The organism is Prevotella sp. E15-22, from assembly GCF_023204875.1.
In the GTDB taxonomy this organism is placed as follows: Bacteria; Bacteroidota; Bacteroidia; order Bacteroidales; family Bacteroidaceae; genus Prevotella.
The window spans coordinates 497,090-521,258 of the sequence record NZ_CP096247.1; the positions used below are offsets into that span (position 1 = coordinate 497,090).

Below are 24,169 nucleotides of genomic sequence, written 5' to 3' on the forward strand. Positions count from 1 at the left end.
CTTATCGCTTACTTTTAAAGAACTCTTGCATTAACTGGCGGCATTCTTCTTCGAGGATGCCGCCTTTGCATTCTGCCTTGGGGTGCATCACACGAGGAGCATATTCACGGAAACCGCGTTTGGGATCGGGAGCTCCGTAAATGATGCGTGGTACCTGTGCCCAGCCGATGGCTCCTGCGCACATGGGACAGGGCTCTACAGTGACGTAGAGGGTGCAGCCTGTCAGGTACTTGCCACCCAGTGCATTGGCTGCCATGGTGATGGCCTGCATCTCGGCATGTGCCGTTGGGTCGATGAGTGTCTCTGTCAGGTTGTGGGCACGTGCTATCACCTGATCCTTACAAACAACGACGGCTCCGATGGGAATCTCGCCTTCATCGAAGGCTTGCTGCGCCTCGGCTAATGCTTTGCGCATATACATTTCATCCTTATTTTTCTCTTCCATGATGCAAAAGTACGAAAAATATTTTGTACTTTTGCAACGTGGAATGGAAAATAACGCATATTGTTGAAACTGACTCTACCAACCGATATATAAAGAGTTTGAGGGATGGGAATGTTGTTGTTGCTGACTATCAGACGGCAGGTCGAGGATGCGGAACAAATTCGTGGGAGTCGGAACGTGGCAAGAATCTCTTGTTCTCGATGATACTCCATCCGTCAGACGTCTTGGCGTCGCAGCAGTTTATCCTCTCAATGGCAAACGCGCTTGCGCTGAGGGATGCTCTTGCTGATTATGTGGATGATGTGAAGATAAAGTGGCCTAATGATATTTACTGGAAAGATTCTAAGATATGCGGCACACTGATAGAAACAACGCTGAAGGGAAATCATATTTCGGATTGTATAATTGGCACGGGCTTAAATGTTAACCAGCGAATGTTCCATAGTGATGCGCCTAATCCCGTTTCGTTGTTTCAGATTCTTGGTCATGAAGTGGAGCGCAAGGAAGTCCTGGAAAAAGTTCTTGCCAACATGTCGAAATACATGGACTTGGTGAGAAATGGCGGCTGGGAGCGGATACGCACTACTTATCGCTATCATTTGTACCGACTGGAGGAAATGCATTATTACAGGCTTGGCGACGGGACTGAAGAATATTGCAAACTGGTTAATGTGACAGACGACGGCCACCTGGAGTTGCTACATGACAAAGGGGAAATCTATCGTCTGGCATTTAAAGAAGTTCAATTCATAATATAAAGATAATAATAATGGCAAGATTTAAGAGAATTCTTCTGAAGCTGTCGGGCGAGAGCCTGATGGGCAGTCAGGGCTACGGTATCGACCCTGAGCGTTTGAGCGACTATGCAAAGCAGATTAAGGAAGTGGCCGAGATGGGTGTTCAGATTGGTATCGTGATTGGTGGCGGAAATATCTTCCGTGGACTGAGTGGTAGTCAGAAGGGATTTGACCGCGTGAAGGGCGACCAGATGGGCATGTGCGCTACGGTGATTAACTCCTTGGCTCTCTCGTCGGCACTGGGTGCTATCGGTGTAAAGAACAAGGTGATGACAGCTATTCGCATGGAACCTATTGGTGAGTTCTATACGAAATGGAAGGCTATCGAGGCTATGGAACAGGGACAGGTGTGCATCTTCTCTGCTGGAACAGGCTCGCCTTATTTCACTACTGATACGGGTTCTTCTTTGCGTGGCATTGAGATTGAGGCCGACGTGATGCTAAAGGGTACACGTGTGGACGGTATCTATACAGCCGACCCAGAGAAAGATCCTACGGCAACGAAGTTCGATGATATTACTTATAAGGAGGTGCTGGCCCGTGGCTTGAAGGTGATGGACCTTACTGCTATCTGCATGTGTCAGGACAATAACCTGCCTATCTATGTGTTTAACATGGATGTCGTTGGTAACCTGAAGAAAGTAATGGCTGGTGAGGAGATTGGTACGTTAGTACACAACTAAGGCATCAAGGCTCTTCTGTAAACTCTACATATTCGCCCTCATCCTGGGCGAATATTTTTTTGTTTGATTGGGGCTTTCTCTCATCGACAATTGTAACGCCTTCCTTGGTATGGAAGGTTTGAGACTGCTTCTTCTTCGATTCTTGCGGTTTTTGATATTGCCGCTGTGTGCCAGATCCTTTAAAGTAGTCGTCGTCAAACTTAAAGGTGGTGCCTCCCGCTTTCTGGAATTTCTTGGAAAGGCGCTCAAAGTCTTCCTCGGTCATCTCACCATTAGCCATTCGCTTTACAAACTTAATGCCCTTGCGCAGATAGTAGATTGCCACTAGTAAGACTGTGGCAATGGCAATGACGATAACGATAGCAATGGCAACAACTGATTCCATAGAGCGAGATTGAATTTAATGACGTTGTGTGCACACAGAGAGCAGCGCATACCAGGCAATGATGATAGCCAATCCGCTGACTTTGAAAATAATCAGCAGAGGTATGCATGTAAGCAGGAAGATGTACTTCACCTCATTGCCTTTCCAACCCCATGTTTTAAACTTCAATGCAAACATGGGCAGCTCTGCAATGAGCAAATAACTGAATAACAGCATGACGGCAATGGTGCCGTAGATGTAGATGGGAGATGAGGCCAGGAACGGTCCTGCTCCTACGATGAGTGAGCCCCAGAATAGGGCATTGGCAGGTGTGGGAAGTCCAATGAATCCCATGGACTGTCGCTCGTCCAGATTGAACTTCGCCAAGCGTAGAGCCGAGAAAGCAGCCATGATGAATGCTGTGAACGGCATGAGAAACACAATGGGCGAGGGTAGTTCGTGGAAATGATAACCAGAGAGCCAGCTGAAAATGATGGCTGATGGTGCAAAGCCAAATGTAATGTCGTCGGCCAAAGAATCAAGTTCCTTGCCAATAGGGGAACTGACGTGCAGCAGACGGGCTGTCATGCCATCGAAGAAATCGAAAACCGCACCAATGACAATGAACAGCAACGCAAGTTCGTATTCGCTGTTGAATGCCCAATAGGTGGCAATGCAACCAGAAATCAGGTTGCAGCAGGTGATCGTATTGGGAATGTGTTTCTTCATTTTCTTAGCGGTTACAGATGATTCACTTCTTTAAGGTAACTTGGCGATGATGGTCTGGTCGCCAGTGGTGGGCTGCTTCATCTTAACGCAGGGTGTGCTGCCCAAAGGCAAGTACACGTCAACTCGGGAACCCAATTTGATGAATCCCAGATGCTCGTCAATAAAGCATTCCTCCTCGGCCTTGGCATAGGTCACAATACGACGGGCCATGGCACCAGCAATCTGTCGTACCAACACTTCCTCGCCATGAGGCGTCTCAATCATGATGTCGGCATGCTCGTTCTCTTCACTTGCCTTTGGCAGCCATGCTTTGTGATAGTTGCCATTGAAATGCTTGACGAACTTAACCTTACCATCGACGGGGAACCAGTTGGCATGAACGTTAAGTGGGCTCATAAAAATGCTAATCATGAGTCGCTTATCGTGGAAGTATTCGTTTTCTTCTGTCTCTTCTATCACCACAATCTTTCCATCGGCGGGTGCTACAACGGCTTTGTCAGTATCGTCATTAAAATAACGGATAGGACAGCGATAGAAGTTCAGCATCAGCAACCATGCTGTGCCGAAGATGGCAATAAATAAAATAAAGGGTATTGGTGTGTCGAAGGATCTCCAGAGTACCACGGCAATGGCTATCAATGCGAACATGCTATAAAGCAGTTCTTCGGTGCCTTCACGATGGATTCTGATTTTCTTCAGTTTTTTGATTCTTTCTCCCATGTTTACAGTAAACAAATATATTTTTCGATGCAAAGGTAATGCTTTTTTGTCAATTTACAAACTTTTTATTCGATTCTTTTGGTAATATCAACTTTTCAGCGTAACTTTGAACACGAAAAAGGTATTAAAATGGAAGATTTCATACATTTGCACGTTCATACATACTATTCCATTCTTGACGGACAATCAAAGATAAAAAACTTGGTAGACAAGGCCATTGGTGATGGCATGAAAGGCATGGCTATTACGGATCATGGCGACATGTTTGGTATCAAGGAATTTCACGATTATTGTATCAGTGTTAATAAGAACCGAAAGAAGGATGGACTAGAACCTTTTAAGCCTATTTTTGGTTGTGAGATGTATGTGGCACGTCATGGGCCTAAGGAGCAAAAGAATGGCAAGCAGGATCAGAGTGGTTATCACTTGATTGTGTTGGCCAAAAACTATAATGGTTATAAGAACCTGATTAAGTTGGTATCGAACTCATGGGTTGATGGCTATTATATGCGTCCACGTACGGACCGTGCAGATCTGGAAAAATATCATGAGGACTTGATTGTGTGCTCAGCATGTATTGCCGGTGAGGTGCCCAAGAAGATTCTTGATGGCGATATGGCTGGTGCGCGCGAAGCTCTGGAATGGTATCACCGCGTGTTTGGTGATGACTATTATCTGGAGTTGCAACGCCATGAGGTGACCGATCCAACAGTTCGTGCTAACCGAGAGACATTCCCCTTGCAGCAGCAGGCCAATAAGGTGCTTATTGAGTTGGCCAAGGAGTATGGCATCAAACTGGTCTGCACCAACGATGTGCACTTTGTTGATAAGGAGAATGCAGAGGCTCACGACCATCTGCTGTGCTTGTCAACGGGTAAGGACTTGGACGACCCCACCCGTATGCTTTATTCCAAGCAGGAGTGGTTTAAGACAAAGGCTGAGATGAATGATATCTTCAGTGATGTGCCCGAGGCTCTTTCTAATACACTTGAAATCTTGGATAAGGTGGAGGTCTATAGTTTGGACCACGACCCTATCATGCCGTTCTTCCCCATTCCTGAATCGTTTGGTACTGAGCAGCAGTGGCGCGAGAAGTTTACTGAGGAACAGCTTTTCAAGGAGTTTACTTGTGACGAAAACGGCGAGAATCAGTTGCCGCAAGAGGAGGGCGAGAAGAAAATCAAGAAGCTGGGTGGCTACGACAAGATATATCGTATTAAGTTCGAGGCTGACTATTTGGCAGAACTGGCCTACAAAGGTGCTATAGAACGTTATGGCGATCCTATTCCAAAGGAGGTTGACGACCGTGTACGTTTTGAGTTGCACATCATGAAGACCATGGGTTTCCCTGGCTACTTCCTTATCGTGCAAGACTTTATCAACTCGGCCCGCGATGAGTTGGGCGTGATGGTGGGTCCTGGTCGTGGTTCTGCTGCTGGTAGTGTGGTGGCCTATTGTCTTGGTATTACGAAGATTGACCCGTTGAAGTATGACCTGCTGTTCGAGAGATTCTTGAATCCCGACCGTATCTCGCTGCCTGATATTGATACCGACTTCGATGATGACGGACGAGGAAAGGTGCTGAAATGGGTGTCGGATAAGTATGGCCACGAGAACTGTGCGCATATCATTACCTACGCTTCGATGGCCACGAAGAACTCCATCAAAGATGTTGCACGTGTCGAGAAGGTGCCCTTGGCCGTCTCGAACGCTCTGTGTAAGGCTATTCCTGACCGTCTGCCTGAGGTGGATGGTAAAACACCAAAGATGAACCTGGTCAATGCGATTAAGGCTGTGCCTGAGTTGCGAGAGGCTGAGGCTTCTTCGGATACGGCTCTTGCCAATACAATTAAATATGCGAAGATGCTCGAGGGCACGGTGCGTGGCACGGGTATCCATGCGTGTGGCTTCATCATCTGTCGTGACCCTATCTCTGACTGGGTGCCTGTGAGTACGGCCGATGATCCAGACTTCAAAGACGTGAAGACTAACTGTACACAGTACGACGGTCACGTGATTGAGTCAACGGGTCTTATTAAAATGGACTTCCTTGGACTGAAAACGCTGTCAGAGATGAAGGAGTGTTGTGCTGTTATCAAGCAGACACGCGGCATTGATATTGACCTCGACCACATTCCTATAGATGATCCTAAGACCTTCGAACTCTATCAGCAGGGTCGAACCATTGGTACCTTCCAGTTTGAGTCGAATGGCATGCAGAAATATTTGCGTGAGTTGCATCCAACGGTGTTCGAAGACCTCATTGCCATGAACGCCCTTTACCGTCCAGGACCTATGGACTACATCCCGTCGTTCATTGCGCGTAAGAACGGTAAGGAAGAGATTAAATACGATATCCCTTGTATGGAGAAATACCTGAAGGATACTTATGGTATTACAGTGTATCAGGAGCAGGTGATGTTGCTGTCGCGACAGTTGGCCGACTTTACTCGTGGTGAGAGTGATGCGCTGCGTAAGGCCATGGGTAAGAAGAAAAAGGATATCGTTGATGCCATGAAGCCAAAGTTTATTGAGGGTGGCAAGAAGAATGGACACGACCCCAAGATTCTGGATAAGATCTGGGCCGACTGGGAAAAGTTTGCTTCTTATGCATTCAATAAATCGCATGCGGCCTGCTACTCGTGGGTAGCTTATCAGACGGCTTATCTTAAGGCAAACTATCCTGCTGAGTTCATGGCGGCCATTATGAGTCGCCGTCGTGACCAGATAACGGAAATCACCAAGCTGATGGACGAATGTAAGGCTATGGGCATTGCCACACTGGGTCCTGATGTCAATGAGTCGTATCAGAAGTTTGGTGTGAACCATCATGGTGAGATTCGATTTGGACTCGCTGCTATCAAGGGCTTGGGAGATGGTGCAGCACAGGCCATCATTGATGAGCGTGAGAAGAACGGCCCGTATAAGGATATCTTTGATTTTGCACAGCGCATTCCTTTCTCTAGTGTTAACCGCAAGGCTTTCGAATCGTTGGCTTTGAGTGGCGGTTTTGATAGCTTTGGCATCCGTCGTGAGGCGTTCTTTGCTGAAAACGCTAAGGGAGAACCTTTCCTTGATACGCTGGTGCGCTATGGTCAGACGTATCAAGCAGAGAAACAGCAGGCTACTACTTCGCTCTTTGGTGCATTCGACGATGTGGAGATTGCCACGCCTCCCATTCCGAAGACGGAAACGCGATGGAGTGATATTGAGCGTCTAAATAAGGAACGTGACCTGGTGGGTATCTATCTCTCGGCTCATCCGCTGGATGAGTATCGTATTGTACTTGATAATCTTTGTAATGCCTCTTGCACGGAACTGGCCGATCGTTGCGCAGCGCTTTACGATCGTGAAGATATCTATCTGGGAGGTATCGTTACTGGCGTGCAGTCGCGCTTTGGTAAGAATAATAAGCCTTGGGGTATCATCACCCTTGAAGACTTTAATGGCTCGGGCGAGTTGGTGCTGTTTGGTGAAGACTGGCTGAACCTGAATGGTAAGTTTATTGTTGGTGCGGCGGTCTATGTGACTGGCAAAATGACACAGCGTTTCAGCTATAGTGATCAGAAAGAACTGAAGGTGTCGAATGTGGAACTGCTACAGACCGTGAAGGATAGGGCCATTGACCGTATCACTATCTCGGTGGTGACTGACCATGAGAAGATGGATGAACGTGTGGTAGAGGAACTGGGAGAGATTATCGCAGAACATCCTGGAAACACAAAACTCTTCTTCCAGTTGCACGACTCGGCTGGTACACATCGTGTGCTGCTGCGTTCGCAGACAAAGATGATAGATGTGAAAAACCAACTCATAGAGTATATAGAACAGCATCCGGCCTTGGACTATCAGATTAACTGATTTTTTTCTTGGCACGGTGTTTGCGAGATGTTAGTTGAAGACTAAACAACATTGTATAATCAATTTAATTTTTTTTGAGTTATGGAAGTACAAATCACAAGCGAGAACTTTGAGGCCCTGAAGAATGGTGACCTGCCTTTGGTACTTGATTTTTGGGCTACATGGTGTGGACCTTGCCGTATGGTGGCTCCCATCCTGTCGGAATTGGCCGAGAAATACGAGGGTAAGATCGTAGTAGGCAAGTGTGACGTTGAGGAAAACGACGAACTGGCAGCAGAGTTTGGCATTCGTAATATTCCTACTATTCTTTTCTTTAAGGGCGGTGTCCAGGTAGATAAACTGGTTGGTGCTCAGTCTAAGGCTAAGTTTGAGGAGAAAATCGAAGCACTTCTCTAATCATGGCTGGCATTGATGAAGAACTACTTCAGGATCAAGAGGAGAACAAACGCGAGATTGCCTTTATCCGTGAACAGTTGCCCAGCGACCTGAAGGAACAGTACTCCGACCAGCAATTGGTGTGGATGCTCGACACGATTGCTACTTACTTCTATGAGAGTGGCATTTTGGAGTCTAATGACGACGAAATAGATATTGATATTGATGAGGTATCGGAATACCTGTGTAAACAGGCTGTCGCAGAGGGCTTAACAAAGTTGGATGCTGACGAGGTACGTTTCGTCGTAGAAGCTGATCTTGATTTTCAAGAAGAGAACCTATAAATAATAAAGAACCGGAATGACTCTAATGGAGTTTTCCGGTTCTTTTTTTATACGTGTCGTTTTGAGTCTGGTGTCAGAATGTAATGCCGGATATAGGATCTGTGGCCATAAACAGCGATTACCACAAAACAGATAAGCGGAATGAGGAACGACAGGTTGATGGACGTGCGTCCAAACAGTTCTATGCCAGAATCGATGATTAATGCCTGGATAAGTGGGAATACCGAACCACCCAGGATGGCCATGATGAGGCCGGCACCAGCGAATTTCACGTTGTCGCCCACACTGCGCAAGGCAATGCCATAGATGGTGGGGAACATCAGCGACATGCAGGCTGATACACCCACCAGACTGTAGATGCCGTTGCGGTCGGTGAACAGAATAGCTCCTGCTGATAGTGCTATGGCGCAGATGGCAAGGATGGACAGTAGGCGGCCGGCTGAGATATATCTTAGGAACCATGTGCAGATAAAACGACTCACCGTGAAGAGTAGCATGGCAAAGATGTTGTACTTTTGTGATAGGATTTCGGCGCTTTTCTCGTCCATACCTTCTTCCATAAAGATGCGTGTACCATATTGAATGATAAAGGTCCAGCAAGTGGCCTGGGCACCTACATAGAAGAACTGGGCAATGACACCCTCACGGTAGTTCTCAATCTTAATGAGTTCTCGGAATGCTGAGCCAATGCTCTTGTTGACCTTCGTGTCTCCGGCTTTTGGCATCTTGTGTGTCCTGATGAGAACCAAAAGGAGCAAACAGGCAGCACCAAGACCTAAATATGGACCAATCAGTACGCTCAGATCGTTGTCCTTGAGATTGTTGAACTGTAGCTCGGAGAGCGACATACGTTGCTCTGTGGTCATAGGACTCATCTTGGCTTGCACAAATTCCATGGCGATATACATGCCCATCAGTGCACCAATGGGATTGAAGGCTTGCGCTAAGTTCAAACGCTGGGTGGCTGTGTCTTCGCTGCCCATGCAATAGATGTATGGGTTGCAGGAGGTCTCTAGGAATGACAGACCGCAGGTCAGTATGAAGTAGGCCAATAGGAAGGGGTAGTACATGCCTGTCATTTTGGCAGGGAAGAACATGAACGACCCAATGGCAAAGAGACTAAGTCCTACCATAACACCCGACTTGAAGGAATAGCGCTGGATGAACATGGCTGCTGGGAAGGCCATGGCAAAATAACCTAAATAGAAGGCAACCTGTACCAGGGCACCTTCGGTGACGCTCATTCGGAATATTTTTGAGAAGGCTTTGACAATAGGACCTGTCATGTCGTTGGCAAAGCCCCATAATGCAAAACAGGATGTGATGAGAATGAATGGCATCAGAAAATTGACGCCGTCTTTAGTCAGTATGCTTGGTTTCATGTTCTTGGTTCTATGATAATTGTGGGCAAAATTACAATAATTTTTCCATAACACGGACTTTTCTAGCTTATTTTTTGTATTTTTGCATGCAAAATCGAAACTGGAAATGAAAAAACTACTATCCCTTCCTCCTAATTTGGTTAGGACAGATTGTGATGGACATACGGTGTTTCATCAAATAACGGGAGCAGATACCTGCAATTTCTTCTGTACATGCGATCCTGAGGGACATCGCATTGGCAGTGGCGGTGGAACGGCATGGCTACTGATGCAGGCATGGAAATCTGAATCGTCAGCATCGTTTGATGAGTGGCTGGCCGGCGAGAAGCGTATCCTGCTACATGCGGGCGGTCAGAGTCGCCGTTTGCCATCGTATGCGCCTTCTGGTAAGATCTTGACGCCTATTCCAGTATTTCGTTGGGAGCGTGGCCAGCGCTTGTCTCAGGACCTATTGTCGTTGCAGTTGCCACTTTACGAAAGACTGATGTCAATGGCTCCTGATGGACTTAACACGATGGTTGTCAGTGGTGATGTGCTCATCACCGCTGGCCAGTCCTTGCCGCCTGTGCCTCAGGCAGATGTCGTTTGCTATGGACTATGGCTTGATGCAAGCGTGGCTAAGAATCATGGCGTTTTTGTGTCTGACCGACGTACGCCGCAGATCCTCAAGCAGATGCTTCAGAAACCAAGTGTAGAAGAGCTTCAAGAACTTCAAAAGCAGCATTATTACCTGACGGATATTGGTGTGTGGATTCTTAGTGATAGGGCAGTGCGTCTGCTCATGAAACGTTGTCACGCAGATGCACCTGTACTTAAATCGTATGACCTTTATTCGGAATTTGGTCTAACGCTTGGCACTGACCCAATTGTTGACGATCCGGAGTTGCGAAGCCTGTCTGTGGCTATCGTGCCTTTGACGGGTGGCGCTTTTTATCATTTTGGTACTTCTCGCGAGATGATTTCTTCGACGATGAAACTCCAGAATGTGGTGTCAGACCAACGTCTTATTATACACAATGACCGTAAACCGCATCCGTCTATCTTTGTACAGAATGCGGTGATGGAGATTCCTTTCTCTGCAGATAATTCGAATATCTGGATAGAGAATAGCTATATTGCTAAGGGGTGGACACTGACGATCGACAATATTGTTACAGGTGTGCCTCGTAACAATTGGCAGTTGACACTTAACTCAGGGCAGTGCTTGGATGTGGTGCCGATAGGTGATAATCGTTATGCGGTGCGTCTTTATCATATCGATGACCGCTTTGATGGCTCTGAGCAGCAGCGTCAACAGTTCCCAGTATTTTCGTACGACGAAATAGGTCCATGGCTGCAGGCAAAACTGTCTTCAAGTTCGATGACTATTACTCCTCAGCAATTCATGTCGGCTGAGGAAATATCGTCTGAAGCAAATCTAAAGAGACTCTTTGAACAACGAAGGGCTTTTCGTAGTCAGATATGGCCGGCTTTGGCTCGTAACTGGCAACATAGTGTCTTTTATCAGTTGGATCTTGATGACGCTGCCCGTGAGTATAAAGAGAATAATATAGCGATGCCAGAACTTCTTGGTGAAGATGCGCCCCTGATGACGCGTATTCATGATGCGATGTTTCATGGTAATCGGGAACTGGCCTTTGGATTGTTACGCGAGGGTATGACAAGTCAGGTGCTTTCGCACCCTCAGATGCCTCGCCTCTCAGTGTCGAGCGATCAGATTGTGTGGGGACGTAGTCCTGTGCGTATTGATATCGCAGGCGGTTGGACGGATACGCCGCCTTATTGCTTGCTTGAGGGTGGTAATGTGGTTAATCTGGCCGTTGAAATGAACGGACAGCCTCCTTTACAGGTGTATGTTAAGCCTTCAAAAGATTTTCATATCGTTTTGCGCAGTATTGATCTTGGCGCATCTGAGGTTGTGGAAACTTACGAGGAACTGCAACAGTATAATAAGGTGGGTTCGCCATTCTCAATTCCTAAGGCGGCATTGGCGTTGGCGGGTTTCGTTCCAGCGTTCTCGGCCGAACGGTTCCCTTCTTTGAGATCGCAGCTTGAGGCCTTCGGCAGTGGCATTGAGTTGACCCTTCTGTCGGCTGTTCCTGCTGGTAGTGGTCTTGGTACTAGTTCAATACTTGCTGCCACGGTGCTTGGAGCGATTAGTGATTTCTGTGCGTTGTCATGGGATAAAAATGAGATAGGACGTCGTACGCTGATTCTTGAGCAGTTGCTTACTACTGGTGGCGGTTGGCAGGATCAGTTTGGGGGCGTGCTGGGTGGCGTCAAACTGTTGCAGACGCAGAGTGGATTCGTACAGGATCCATTGGTTCGCTGGTTGCCAACAGATGTGTTCATGTCGCCAGAATATCGCCCGTGTCATCTGTTATATTACACGGGCATTACGCGTACGGCAAAGCAGATTTTGGCTGAGATTGTGCGTCGTATGTTTCTTAATAATCATGATGAGTTGGTGTTGCTGCGACAGATGAAAGAACATGCCCTGAGAATGTATGAGGCTCTTCAGCGCCAGGATTTTGAACAGATGGGTCGTCTGGTGCGCCTTACCTGGCAGCAGAACCAACTGCTTGATGTTGGAACGAATCCTGAAGCGGTGAAACGTCTGACGGATTTGATTGACGATCTTTGTCTGGGGTATAAGTTGCCTGGTGCTGGCGGGGGTGGTTTCCTCTATATGGTTGCTAAAGACCAAGAGGCTGCTGCTCGTATCAAAAAGGTCCTGATGGATAATCGTATTAATGTGAATGCTCGTTTTGTTGACATGTCGTTGTCTAATACGGGGTTACAAATTAGTAGGAGTTGATTGTATATGGATTTTCGTACGGTTGTTAATGTGCCCAAACCTGACTTCCAGATTGAGCCGTTGGAGCCCATTTTGTTTGTCGGTTCGTGTTTCGCTGATAGTATTGGTCGCCGCTTTGAACAGGAGCGTTTCCCTGTAACGGTGAATCCTTATGGCGTTATGTATAATCCTGCTTCAATTCTTCACACTGTTCTTCGCTGTGACGTGGCTCCTCGTGTGGCTTTCTTTACTTTGGGAACCAATCATGTCTATCGTTTGAAGGAAACGGGCGAGATTGTAGATAATTGCCAGAAGCGTCCACAGCGCCTGTTCCAGGAGGAGGAACTGTCGATATCTCAATGTGTCGATTATTTGTCGCAGGCTGTCGATGAGCTTCATCGACGTTGCTCGGATGTGCATGTCGTCCTCACTGTGAGTCCTATTCGATATGCTAAATATGGCTTTCATGGTAGTCAGTTGTCGAAGGCGACGTTGCTCCTGGCTGCCAATCAGTTGGCTAATGAGAAATCGTTTGTGTCGTATTTTCCGGCATACGAGATTGTGCTGGATGAACTGCGTGACTACCGTTTCTATCAACCAGATATGCTTCATCCGTCTGCTCAGACGGTGGAATATATTTGGCAGCAACTCGTTGAGGCATACTTTAGCAATCGGGCAAAACAGTTTTTAACTGAGTGGAAACCCGTCAAGGAGGCGTTGGCGCATCGACCCTTTAATCCTGATAGTGATGAATATCGTCATTTTTTGAATCAGACACATGTACGTGAACGTGAAATATTAGCCCGTTATTCAAAATCAAATGAAGGTACTTTTTGACCTTTTTTGTTGCGTTGCGCAGCAGTATTGATTGTGAATGTCAAGAAAAACTGCTAAAAAACAGGTCTCTGAAAAAATGCAAACTAGAACGGAAAAAAGGGTCAAAAACGACCTTTCGGAGGACCCCTATCGATTTTAGGTTGCAACGGAGGCTGTTTTACGATGCAACTCATGCTGTTTTACCATGCAAAACAGGCTGAGTTGCAGTGTAACTCAGGCTCCGTTACACCCTAAACGAATATTCGAACGCTTTCTAAATCTTTACACTTTTCGAGCTATTTTCGTAAGCCTCTCATTTTCAATAATTTACGAACATGCTCATAATTCGCCTGTACGCACAGAAAAAATTTCTGGCTCAGAATTTTTAAATCTCAGAGGCGCTATTGTTAAAACTTATGCCAAAATGATATATATTCTTGTACATTTAGAAAAATCCAGCCCTATTTATAGCCGGTTATAGAAATTTTGTTTCAAAAACGGTGCTCCCGGATAAAAAAATGGGGCGGATCAGAAAAATCCGAGACGCACGTTTTTTCGCCCTTTATATATTATATATAATGGTGTGTGAAGAAAATAGTTTTGATTTAAATCAAGACCGAATAAAAAATGCATGTATTTTTGAAATTTTTCTTGGAAAAGTTTTGGTAGTTCGGAAAATAGTCGTACCTTTGCATCCGCTTTCAGGGAGCAACCCCTGAGACACTGATAAAGAAAGAGTTCTTTGAAAGATTTACATAGACAGAAGTAGTACAAGAAGCGAGCACTTAATTTTTTAGGTGCTTGGGTAATTGAAACAAACCGTTTAATTCTTGAATACTGGATAGTCATTCTGAGTACAGATTATATGACACGTTAATTCGACTTTTGTTGTTTTGATGATGTCAAGAGATACAAATTTACAATGAAGAGTTTGATCCTGGCTCAGGATGAACGCTAGCTACAGGCTTAACACATGCAAGTCGAGGGGCAGCATAATCGAAGCTTGCTTTGATTGATGGCGACCGGCGCACGGGTGAGTAACGCGTATCCAACCTTCCCCTTAGTAGGGCATAGCCCGGCGAAAGTCGGATTAATACCCTATGTTATCCGTTGAGGACATCTGAAGTGGATTAAAGATTTATCGCTAAGGGATGGGGATGCGTCTGATTAGGTTGTTGGCGGGGTAACGGCCCACCAAGCCTACGATCAGTAGGGGTTCTGAGAGGAAGGTCCCCCACATTGGTACTGAGACACGGACCAAACTCCTACGGGAGGCAGCAGTGAGGAATATTGGTCAATGGGCGAGAGCCTGAACCAGCCAAGTAGCGTGCAGGATGACGGCCCTATGGGTTGTAAACTGCTTTTGCATGGGAATAAAGTCGGGGACGTGTCCCCGTTTGTATGTACCATGAGAATAAGGACCGGCTAATTCCGTGCCAGCAGCCGCGGTAATACGGAAGGTCCGGGCGTTATCCGGATTTATTGGGTTTAAAGGGAGCGCAGGCTGCCTGTTAAGCGTGACGTGAAATGCCGCGGCTCAACCGTGGAAGTGCGTCGCGAACTGGCGGGCTTGAGTGTGCACGAGGAAGGCGGAATTCGTGGTGTAGCGGTGAAATGCTTAGATATCACGAAGAACTCCGATTGCGAAGGCAGCCTTCCAGGGCATTACTGACGCTAAGGCTCGAAGGTGCGGGTATCGAACAGGATTAGATACCCTGGTAGTCCGCACGGTAAACGATGGATGCCCGCTGTTGGCGATACAGTGTCAGCGGCCAAGCGAAAGCGTTAAGCATCCCACCTGGGGAGTACGCCGGCAACGGTGAAACTCAAAGGAATTGACGGGGGCCCGCACAAGCGGAGGAACATGTGGTTTAATTCGATGATACGCGAGGAACCTTACCCGGGCTTGAACTGCAGCAGACGGATCTAGAGATAGTGACTCCCTTCGGGGCTGCTGTGGAGGTGCTGCATGGTTGTCGTCAGCTCGTGCCGTGAGGTGTCGGCTTAAGTGCCATAACGAGCGCAACCCTTTTCATTAGTTGCCATCAGGTAATGCTGGGCACTCTGGTGATACTGCCACCGTAAGGTGTGAGGAAGGTGGGGATGACGTCAAATCAGCACGGCCCTTACGTCCGGGGCTACACACGTGTTACAATGGGTGGTACAGAGAGTCGGGTGTATGCAAATACATTCTAATCAAGAAAGCCATCCTCAGTTCGGATTGGGGTCTGCAACCCGACCCCATGAAGCTGGATTCGCTAGTAATCGCGCATCAGCCATGGCGCGGTGAATACGTTCCCGGGCCTTGTACACACCGCCCGTCAAGCCATGAAAGCCGGGGGCGCTTGAAGTCCGTGACCGCAAGGATCGGCCTAGAGCGAAACTGGTAATTGGGGCTAAGTCGTAACAAGGTAGCCGTACCGGAAGGTGCGGCTGGAACACCTCCTTTCTGGAGAGAATGACTATCACGACAGACACTAAGTCAGTCGGAAGCAAAAAAGAAGAGGTTTGATTCAACCCTAGCTTCTTTACTACGCACTGTTTATAATATAAGAGAATGTATGAGGCTGGGCAGAGGCACCCCCTCTGACCGACGACAGAGTCCTATAGCTCAGTTGGTTAGAGCGCCACACTGATAATGTGGAGGTCGGCAGTTCAAGTCTGCCTGGGACTACCTCAAACGATAATTGTCAATTATCAATTTTCAATTATCAATTCTCCTACTGGGGGATTAGCTCAGTTGGCTAGAGCACCTGCTTTGCAAGCAGGGGGTCAACGGTTCGAATCCGTTATTCTCCACTACTCCGGTGAGTTTGAAGGTAAAGGTAACCATATCTTTCATCTCTCATCTCTCATCTGGAACGAGATCTTTGACATATTGACACACAAGACTGTAAGTAAAGACTTATAAGAGTCAAACTGAGTAGATTAATAAATCTCAAAATTACAGCTGAAAGTATGAGCATCTCTTTCCGACGCAAGTCGGGAATGAGGTAGGCGAAAGAAAGTTAGGGCGTCTGGTGGATGCCTTGGCTCTCGGAGGCGATGAAGGACGTGATAAGCTGCGATAAGCCTTGGGTAGGTGCAAATGACCATTGATCCAGGGATTTCCGAATGGGACAACCCAGCCGGCTGAAGGCCGGTTATCATTACAAAGGTAATGAGGCAAACGGGGGGAACTGAAACATCTTAGTACCCCCAGGAAGAGAAAATAAACAATGATTCCCCTAGTAGTGGCGAGCGAACGGGGAAGAGCCCAAACCGCATATGTAGCAATGCATATGCGGGGTAGTAGGACCACGTCGTGGTATCCTGATGACGAGCAGAACGGTCTGGAAAGTCCGACCATAGTTGGTGATAGTCCAGTACGCGAAGTCAGAGGGGGCCTAGTGGTATCCTGAGTAACGCGGAGCACGAGGAATTCTGCGCGAATCCGCCGGGACCATCCGGTAAGGCTAAATACTCCCGAGAGACCGATAGCGAACGAGTACCGTGAGGGAAAGGTGAAAAGCACCCCTATGAGGGGAGTGAAATAGTACCTGAAACCAGTCGCCTACAAGCGGTCGGAGCTAGTATATCTAGTGACGGCGTGCCTTTTGCATAATGAACCTACGAGTTACCATGTCCAGCGAGGTTAAGTTCTTATGGAACGCAACCGCAGTGAAAGCGAGGCTGAACAGGCCGTTTAGTTGGATGGGGTAGACGCGAAACCGAGTGATCTACACATGTCCAGGATGAAGTCCCGGTAACACGGGATGGAGGTCCGCACCGATAAGCGTTGAAAAGCTTCCGGATGAGGTGTGTGTAGGAGTGAAAGGCCAATCAAACTCGGAGATAGCTCGTACTCCCCGAAAGGCATTTAGGTGCCGCGTCGGATGGTCACCGTGAGAGGTAGAGCGACCGATAGGTCAAGAGGGCTTCACCGCCTATCGAGACCTGACGAACTCCGAATGCTCACGGTCTGCAGTCCGGCAGTAAGGGGGCGGGTGCTAAGGTCCGTCCCCGAGAGGAGAAGAATCCAGACCGCCGTCTAAGGTCCCGGAATCCTGTCTGAGTTAGTCTAACGAAGTCTGGCCTCGATGACAGCTAGGATGTTGGCTTGGAAGCAGCCATTCATTCAAAGAGTGCGTAACAGCTCACTAGTCGAGAGGCCGGGCATGGATAATAATCGGGTATAAGGCAGGTACCGAAGGCGCGGGATAGCATTAAAAAGTATCGGTAGGGGAGCATTCCATCGGCGCCGAAGGTGAGCGACGACGTTCACTGGAGCTTATGGAAAAGCAAATGTAGGTATAAGTAACGATAAGGGGTGTGAGATTCACCCCCGCCATAAGACTAAGGTTTCCCGGGCGATGTCAATCACCCCGGGGTGAGTCGGGTCCTAAGTTTAAGCCGAAGGGCGAGAGCGATGGCTGACACGGTTAATATTCCGTGACTACCATACGGGGCGACGTGGTGACGGAGCAGTGACACTGCCGCGTGCTGACGGAATAGCGCGTTGAAGCGTGTAGGTGTTGAGGAGTGCAGGCAAATCCACACTCCGAGCCGAACGTGACAGTATGGAGTCTCCTTCGGGAGAATCCAATAGTGCAGGTAATCAGACTCCCGAGAAAAACCGCTAAGCTTAACCCGTGTGGTACCCGTACCGCAAACGGACACACGTAGTCGGGTAGAATATACTAAGGCGTTGAGAGATTCGTGGCTAAGGAACTAGGCAAACTGACCCTGTAACTTCGGGATAAAGGGTCCTCGTTTCGGCGAGGCGCAGAGAATAGGTCCAGGCAACTGTTTAACAAAAACACAGGGCTGTGCAAACTCGAAAGATGAGGTATACAGCCTGACACCTGCCCGGTGCTGGAAGGTTAAGAGGAGATGTCAGTCTTCGGATGAAGCATTGAATTGAAGCCCCAGTAAACGGCGGCCGTAACTATAACGGTCCTAAGGTAGCGAAATTCCTTGTCGGGTAAGTTCCGACCTGCACGAATGGTGTAATGATCCGGACGCTGTCTCGGCCACGAGCTCAGTGAAATTGTAGTATCGGTGAAGATGCCGATTACCCGCGATGGGACGAAAAGACCCCGTGAACCTTTACTACAGCTTAGCACTGACCTTGGTCATCGGATGTGTAGGATAGGCCGGAGGCTATGAAGTGGGCGCGCCAGCGTTCATGGAGCCGCCGTTGAAATACGGCCCTTCTGCTGCCTGAGGTCTAACTTGTGGATACAAGGACACTGTTTGGTGGGTAGTTTGACTGGGGTGGTCGCCTCCAAAAGCGTAACGGAGGCTTCCAAAGGTGCCCTCGGGCCGATTGGTAACCGGCCTTATAGAGTGTAAAGGCATAAGGGCGCTTGACTGGGAGGGAGACATCCCGAGCAGGAACGAAAGTTGGGCTTAGTGATCCGGTGCAAGTGTATGGAAACTGCATCGCTCAAAGGATAAAAGGTACTCCGGGGATAACAGGCTGATCCCCCCCAAGAGCTCATATCGACGGGGTGGTTTGGCACCTCGATGTCGGCTCGTCACATCCTGGGGCTGGAGAAGGTCCCAAGGGTTGGGCTGTTCGCCCATTAAAGTGGCACGCGAGCTGGGTTCAGAACGTCGTGAGACAGTTCGGTCTCTATCTATCGTGGGCGTAGGAGTCTTGAGTGGATCGGACACTAGTACGAGAGGACCGTGTTTGACTGACCTCCGGTTTACCGGTTGTACCGCCAGGTGCACCGCCGGGTATCCGCGTCGGGATCGGATAAGCGCTGAAAGCATCTAAGTGCGAAGCCGGCCACAAGATGAGGGCTCCATTGAGGGTCGTGGTAGACTACCACGTTGATAGGCAGCAGGTGTAAAGACGGTGACGCCAAAGCCGAGCTGTACTAATTGCCCGAGATCTTTCGCTGTGAAGCGCATATTTTCAACTGTGAGCGGTTTGGTTGAAATAGGTAGTTGCTACAGTTCTTGTGTTGATATGCCAACCTTATACGGATAGGCTTTTCCTAGGCAGTCCTAGGCAATCCTAGTCCAGAGATATTCAGGTGGTTATTGCGGCGGGGTCCCACCTCTTCCCATTCCGAACAGAGAAGTTAAGCCCGCTTGCGCCGATGGTACTGCAATGCAATGCGGGAGAGTAGGAGGCCGCCATCTTTTATAGCACGACCCTGATTCAGAAATGAGTCAGGGTCTTTTTTTTGTGTGTTTAGACTCCTGGTAATGGGTCTTTTTTCTGTGTTGTTCACAATAAGTTTTAATAAAACAAAAAAAACATGCCATTTAGTGTGAGATACTGATTTATATGAGTATCTTTGCATAATCTTAAGCGAATCACTAAAAAATAATACATATGAGAATGAATAAGAATGGATTTTTTGTCTTGTCGCTGGCTACTGCAGCTGTGCTGACATCGTGCTCGGGTAAGTTAGGTGCCCTTTCAGCTGATAACTTTAATGTAACGCCTAATCCGCTGGAGTCACAGGCCGGTCAGGTGTCTGCAACCATTAATGGTATGTTCCCAGAGAAGTATATGAAAAAGAAGGCTGTGGTTTCTGTTACTCCTCAGCTGCGCTTTCAGACAACTCAGGGTGAACGTTTCGTGAATGGTCAGGCCGCAACCTTCCAAGGCGAGAAAGTTCTTGGTAATGATCAGACAATCTCTTATTTGATTGGCGGTCGTTATTCTATGAAGTCTAACTTCGATTACGTGCCCGAAATGCAGGAGAGTGAGCTCTATCTGACTTTCGATGCTAAGGTTGGAAAGAAGAAAGTGCAGATTCCTGCCGTAAAGGTGGCTACTGGTGTCATCTCTACGTCTGAGTTGTACAAACGTACGCTGTTGTCTGCGAATGCTGCTCTTGCCGAGGATGCTTTCCAGCGCGTGTCAGAACAAAAGCAAGAGGCTAATATTAAGTTCCTTATTGGTCAGGCACAGTTGCGTAAGAGTGAACTGCAGAATAATTCTGTTCAGGAGTTTGTTCGTCTGTTAGGTGACATCGTTAAGAATCAAGAAACCATGGTTCTCGATAATATCGAGGTTTCTGCTTATGCATCTCCTGATGGTGGTTATCAGTTGAACGAGCGTTTGGCAAATAAGCGTCAGGATGTGACGAACACCTATTTGGCTGGCGAGATGAAAAAGAAGAAAATGGACGCCCCTGTTGATACAAAATATACCGCAGAGGACTGGGAAGGTTTCCAGGAATTAGTTTCTGCCAGTGATATTCAGGACAAGGATGTCATTCTCCGCGTTTTGTCAATGTATCAGGATCCTGAAGAGCGTGAGCAGCAGATTAAGAATATTTCTGCAGCATTCCGCGAGTTGACCGATGGCATTCTTCCTCAGTTGCGTCGTGCTCGTATGATTATTAATTACGAGTTGATTGGTCGTGACGATGAACAGATCATGGATCAGATGAAAGCTGATGCTTCAAAACTGAGTATTGAGGAAATCCTCTATGGTGCAACACTCTATGAGGATAATGGTGAAGCCGAGGCAGCTTATAAGAAAGCAACTGAGATTTATCCCAATGATGCTCGTGCCTATAATAACCTGGCTCGATTGGCATTTGCCAAAGGTAATGATGCAGAGGCTAAGCAGTGGGCACAGAAGGCTCTGACCATTGATAAGAACCAGCCTGAGGCAAATGCAAACTTGGGACTTCTGGCTTTGAAAGATGGCGATATGCTGTCTGCAGAGACTTATATCGCTAAGTCGGCTAAGGCTAATGGCATTGGTGAGATCTTAGGTAACCTGCATCTGGCACAAGGTAAGTATGCTCAGGCGCAACAGGATTTCGGTCGTGTTCAATCCAACTCAGCTGCTTTAGCACAGATTCTGAATAAAGATTATCAGGCAGCTGCTAATACGTTGAAGGGCGTGAAGAATGCTGATGCTACTACCGATTATCTGCGTGCAATCCTTTATGCGCGTACGGGTAATAATGCCGAGGCTGCTACTGCGATGAAGCAGGCTGTTGCCAAAGATCCTTCTTTAGCAGAATATGCAGCTAAGGATTTGGAGTTGAAGAAAGTGAAATAATTCTTTGGTGTATATGAAGAGAATCTTCAAAGTTCACCATTTATCGATTATTCTTGTAATCCTCTTCGGTCTGATGTCTTGTGGCGAGTCCAACAAAGACTTCAGACTGGAGGGGAAATTTAAGAATATAAATCAGGGCGAGTTTTATATTTACGACCTTGAGACAGGACGAAAGGATACCATTGGACTTAATGACGGAAAGTTTTCTTACCGCACTCCAATGTCAGATACTATTGTCTTGACTTTGCTTTTCCCTAACTATTCTGAACTGCCTATTTTTGCGCAACCAGGAGCACACCTGAAGATTGAGGGTGATGTGTCACATCTGAAGGAAACAACTGTTACTGGTACTGATGAAAATAAGCAGATGACTGACTTCCGATTGGAAACTGCCGATATGATGCCTCCGGCAGTGATTAAAAAAGCTGAAAAGTTTATCCTTGATCATCCACAATCGCCTGTTAGCTCATATCTTTTGCGACGTTATTTCCTCCAGTCGGTCGATGTTGACTTCTCAAAAGCATATCAGTTATGTAATAGGTTGCTGGAAGCCCGTCCAACAGATCTTTCACTTTTGCAATTACAAAAGCGTTTGGGTGCCATGAAACAATATCGTAGTAGTGGTACTCTGCCACATTTCTCGGCAAAGGACACTAACGGAAAACTTGTCACTGATAGTCTGTTGAATGCTAAAGCCAACGTTATTATGGTTTGGGCTTCATGGAATCAAGACTCACAGGGCATTCTCCGACGCTTGCACCAGTTGAGGAAAGAGCATCCAAAGGATATCAATGTTGTCAGCATCTGTGTGGATGCATCGCCCAGTGAAGGCGCTTATGTGTTGAGATACGACAGCATTCAGTGGCCGAATATCTGTGATGGGCAGTTATGGGATTCGCCGGTGATGACACAATTAGGTATTTCTTTTGTGCCAGATAATATAGTTATCGATAAAAAACGAAAGATTGTTGGCCGTTCACTGCGAGGCGAGCAGTTGGTCGAAAAGATAGAATCGCTTTTGAAAGAATAACACTTTTATGTTAGTAAAGACACACTGTGCTGCAGTGATGGGCCTTGAGGCCGTAGCCGTAACCATTGAAGTGAATATTGCTCGTGGTACTATGCTCCATCTGTCTGGCTTGGCAGATACGGCAGTACGCGAGAGTATTGATCGAATACGTGCAGCACTAAGTAATACAGGTTATAAGTTTCCTACCGCAGATATAACCATCAATATGGCTCCTGCCGATATCCGAAAGGAGGGTAGTGGTTATGATCTTCCATTGGCCATTGCTATACTAGCTGCCAATGGTAAGATTACCTGTGATGGATTGGAGAACTATATGTTGGTTGGTGAGTTGGGTCTGGATGGTCAGCTGCAGCCAATCCGTGGTGCTCTGCCCATTGCCATCAAAGCACGAGCTGAGAAGTTTAAGGGACTTATTGTGCCTAGTCAGAATGTACGCGAGGCTGCTGTGGTTAATAATCTTGAGGTCTACGGCATGGACACCCTGTATGATGTCATCAAGTTCTTTAATGATGGTCCTTTGTTTGAACCAACGGTGATCGATACCCGTAAGGAGTTCTTTGACCATCAGCAGCAGTTTGAATACGACTTTGCCGATGTGCGTGGTCAGGAGAGTGTGAAAAGGGCTCTGGAGGTGGCCGCCGCTGGTGGTCATAACCTTATCATGATTGGCCCTCCGGGTAGTGGTAAGTCTATGATGGCCAAGCGTTTGCCCAGTATTCTGCCTCCGTTGTCACTTAGTGAGAGTCTTGAGACTACGCAAATTCACTCTGTGGCAGGAAAACTCAGTCGCGATACGAGTCTTATCAGTCAGCGCCCATTCCGTTCGCCTCATCACACTGTGTCGCAGGTAGCCCTTGTGGGTGGTGGCAACAATCCTCAGCCGGGAGAGATATCTTTGGCTCATAATGGTGTGCTCTTCCTTGACGAGTTGCCTGAGTTTAATCGTTCCGTTCTTGAGGTATTGCGCCAACCTTTGGAAGACCGTACCATTACCATCAGTCGTGCCAAGTACAATGTGCAATACCCCTGTTCATTTATGTTTATTGCCTCAATGAATCCCTGTCCCTGTGGTTATTATGGCGATCCCACTCACCATTGTGTTTGTACGCCTGGACAGATTCAGCGATATATGAACAAGATCTCTGGACCCTTGCTTGATCGTATCGATATTCATTGCGAGATTCAGGCTGTTCCCTTTGCAGAACTCAGTAAGATGCAGCCTGGCGAACCGTCAACCACTATTCGCGAGCGTGTCATTGCAGCCCGCAAGATTCAGGAGGAACGTTTCAAACCCTATAAAGGTATTCATTGCAACGCGATGATGAGCGAAAAGATGTTGCATGAGTTTGCAGAGCCGGACGAAGCTAGTCTGGATATGTTGCGTGTTGCTATGGAGCGTCTGAAACTCTCTGCTCGTGCCTACAGTCGCATCATTAAGGTTGCCCGTACCATTGCCGATCTTGCCGGTTCTGAGAAAGTTGAGACGATGCATATTGCTGAAGCTATCGGTTATCGTAACTTGGATAGGGGCGATTGGGCTGAACGGGGCATATAATTTGTTCCTTCGATAAATGTAGTTCAAAAAAAGTGTATCATGTTATCTCCATGCGTGATGATTTCCGAACAATCTATGGACCGGATGTGGTAAAGACAGACTTTGTGTTTAAATAAAAAAAAGAGGTTGCTCATTTTGAGCAACCTCTTTTTCGCTAGCAAGTGCCGCGAGCGGGCATTCGCCCTTTGTGCCATTTCTTGCCGTTGGCAAGTGCCGCGAGCGGGCATTCGCCCTTTGCGCCATTTCTT

At 47.4% G+C, this 24,169-nt stretch carries 15 protein-coding genes, 2 tRNA genes and 3 rRNA genes; 15 read left to right on the forward strand and 5 right to left on the reverse strand.

Annotation, left to right across the window (positions count from 1 at the left end):
• Position 1: 1 nt before the first annotated feature.
• Positions 2 to 445 (reverse strand): nucleoside deaminase, encoded by a 444-nt coding sequence (locus M1D30_RS01865; protein WP_248505674.1) that lies wholly within the window; start codon positions 443 to 445, stop codon positions 2 to 4.
• A gap of 38 nt (positions 446 to 483) precedes the next feature.
• Here M1D30_RS01865 and M1D30_RS01870 point away from each other — a divergent pair, with 38 nt between their 5' ends.
• Both M1D30_RS01870 and pyrH read left to right on the forward strand, forming a co-directional pair.
• Entirely contained in the window at positions 484 to 1,203 is a 720-nt protein-coding gene (locus M1D30_RS01870; RefSeq protein ID WP_248505676.1) for a biotin--[acetyl-CoA-carboxylase] ligase, read from the forward strand.
• Positions 1,204 to 1,214: 11 nt separating this feature from the next.
• Positions 1,215 to 1,925, forward strand: coding sequence for a UMP kinase (pyrH, locus tag M1D30_RS01875; RefSeq protein ID WP_248505686.1), 711 nt, complete (start codon positions 1,215 to 1,217; stop codon positions 1,923 to 1,925).
• A gap of 4 nt (positions 1,926 to 1,929) precedes the next feature.
• Here pyrH and M1D30_RS01880 read toward each other — a convergent pair whose 3' ends face one another.
• The 3 genes from M1D30_RS01880 to M1D30_RS01890 are packed head-to-tail and all read right to left on the reverse strand — an operon-like array spanning position 1,930 to position 3,738.
• Positions 1,930 to 2,310, reverse strand: a complete 381-nt coding sequence (locus M1D30_RS01880) for a DUF4834 family protein (protein WP_248505687.1) — start codon at positions 2,308 to 2,310, stop codon at positions 1,930 to 1,932.
• 15 nt (positions 2,311 to 2,325) lie between these two features.
• Entirely contained in the window at positions 2,326 to 3,018 is a 693-nt protein-coding gene (locus tag M1D30_RS01885) for a phosphatidylcholine/phosphatidylserine synthase (RefSeq protein ID WP_248505689.1), read from the reverse strand.
• Positions 3,019 to 3,048: 30 nt separating this feature from the next.
• Positions 3,049 to 3,738, reverse strand: a complete 690-nt coding sequence (locus M1D30_RS01890; RefSeq protein WP_248505691.1) for a phosphatidylserine decarboxylase family protein — start codon at positions 3,736 to 3,738, stop codon at positions 3,049 to 3,051.
• A 129-nt stretch (positions 3,739 to 3,867) separates the two neighbouring features.
• Between M1D30_RS01890 and dnaE the strand changes: the two genes are divergently transcribed.
• The 3 genes from dnaE to M1D30_RS01905 all read left to right on the forward strand — a co-directional run bounded on the left by dnaE (position 3,868) and on the right by M1D30_RS01905 (position 8,318).
• Positions 3,868 to 7,599 (forward strand): DNA polymerase III subunit alpha, encoded by a 3,732-nt coding sequence (gene dnaE, locus M1D30_RS01895; RefSeq protein ID WP_248505692.1) that lies wholly within the window; start codon positions 3,868 to 3,870, stop codon positions 7,597 to 7,599.
• An 81-nt stretch (positions 7,600 to 7,680) separates the two neighbouring features.
• Entirely contained in the window at positions 7,681 to 7,995 is a 315-nt protein-coding gene (gene trxA, locus M1D30_RS01900; protein ID WP_248505695.1) for a thioredoxin, read from the forward strand.
• A gap of 2 nt (positions 7,996 to 7,997) precedes the next feature.
• A complete protein-coding gene (locus M1D30_RS01905; protein ID WP_248505697.1) occupies positions 7,998 to 8,318 on the forward strand; it encodes a hypothetical protein in 321 nt (106 codons plus the stop codon).
• 47 nt (positions 8,319 to 8,365) lie between these two features.
• Here M1D30_RS01905 and fucP read toward each other — a convergent pair whose 3' ends face one another.
• Complete coding sequence (gene fucP, locus M1D30_RS01910) at positions 8,366 to 9,700, reverse strand: L-fucose:H+ symporter permease (RefSeq protein WP_248505699.1); 1,335 nt, start codon at positions 9,698 to 9,700, stop codon at positions 8,366 to 8,368.
• A 106-nt stretch (positions 9,701 to 9,806) separates the two neighbouring features.
• Between fucP and M1D30_RS01915 the strand changes: the two genes are divergently transcribed.
• From M1D30_RS01915 to M1D30_RS01960, 10 genes are all read left to right on the forward strand, one after another.
• Entirely contained in the window at positions 9,807 to 12,518 is a 2,712-nt protein-coding gene (locus M1D30_RS01915; RefSeq protein ID WP_248505701.1) for a bifunctional fucokinase/fucose-1-phosphate guanylyltransferase, read from the forward strand.
• Positions 12,519 to 12,524: 6 nt separating this feature from the next.
• On the forward strand, positions 12,525 to 13,334 hold the full coding sequence (locus M1D30_RS01920) for a GSCFA domain-containing protein (protein ID WP_248505703.1): 810 nt from the start codon (positions 12,525 to 12,527) through the stop codon (positions 13,332 to 13,334).
• 898 nt (positions 13,335 to 14,232) lie between these two features.
• Positions 14,233 to 15,762: ribosomal RNA gene (locus M1D30_RS01925) — 16S ribosomal RNA — on the forward strand.
• Positions 15,763 to 15,913: 151 nt separating this feature from the next.
• Positions 15,914 to 15,987, forward strand: a tRNA-Ile gene (locus M1D30_RS01930).
• A gap of 51 nt (positions 15,988 to 16,038) precedes the next feature.
• Positions 16,039 to 16,112, forward strand: a tRNA-Ala gene (locus M1D30_RS01935).
• 198 nt (positions 16,113 to 16,310) lie between these two features.
• Positions 16,311 to 19,204 (forward strand): 23S ribosomal RNA (locus M1D30_RS01940).
• 131 nt (positions 19,205 to 19,335) lie between these two features.
• A 5S ribosomal RNA gene (gene rrf, locus M1D30_RS01945) occupies positions 19,336 to 19,448 on the forward strand.
• The 16S, 23S and 5S rRNA genes sit together here with 2 tRNA genes alongside, the layout of an rRNA operon.
• A 202-nt stretch (positions 19,449 to 19,650) precedes the next feature.
• Entirely contained in the window at positions 19,651 to 21,336 is a 1,686-nt protein-coding gene (locus tag M1D30_RS01950) for a tetratricopeptide repeat protein (protein WP_248507713.1), read from the forward strand.
• Positions 21,337 to 21,349: 13 nt separating this feature from the next.
• The gene (locus tag M1D30_RS01955) at positions 21,350 to 22,366 is read left to right on the forward strand and encodes a DUF4369 domain-containing protein (protein WP_248505705.1); all 1,017 of its coding nucleotides are present in this window, start codon (positions 21,350 to 21,352) and stop codon (positions 22,364 to 22,366) included.
• A gap of 7 nt (positions 22,367 to 22,373) precedes the next feature.
• Positions 22,374 to 23,921 carry a YifB family Mg chelatase-like AAA ATPase gene (locus M1D30_RS01960; protein ID WP_248505706.1) on the forward strand — a complete coding sequence of 516 codons (1,548 nt, stop codon included), beginning with the start codon at positions 22,374 to 22,376 and terminating at the stop codon, positions 23,919 to 23,921.
• The last annotated feature ends 248 nt before the right edge of the window (positions 23,922 to 24,169 follow it).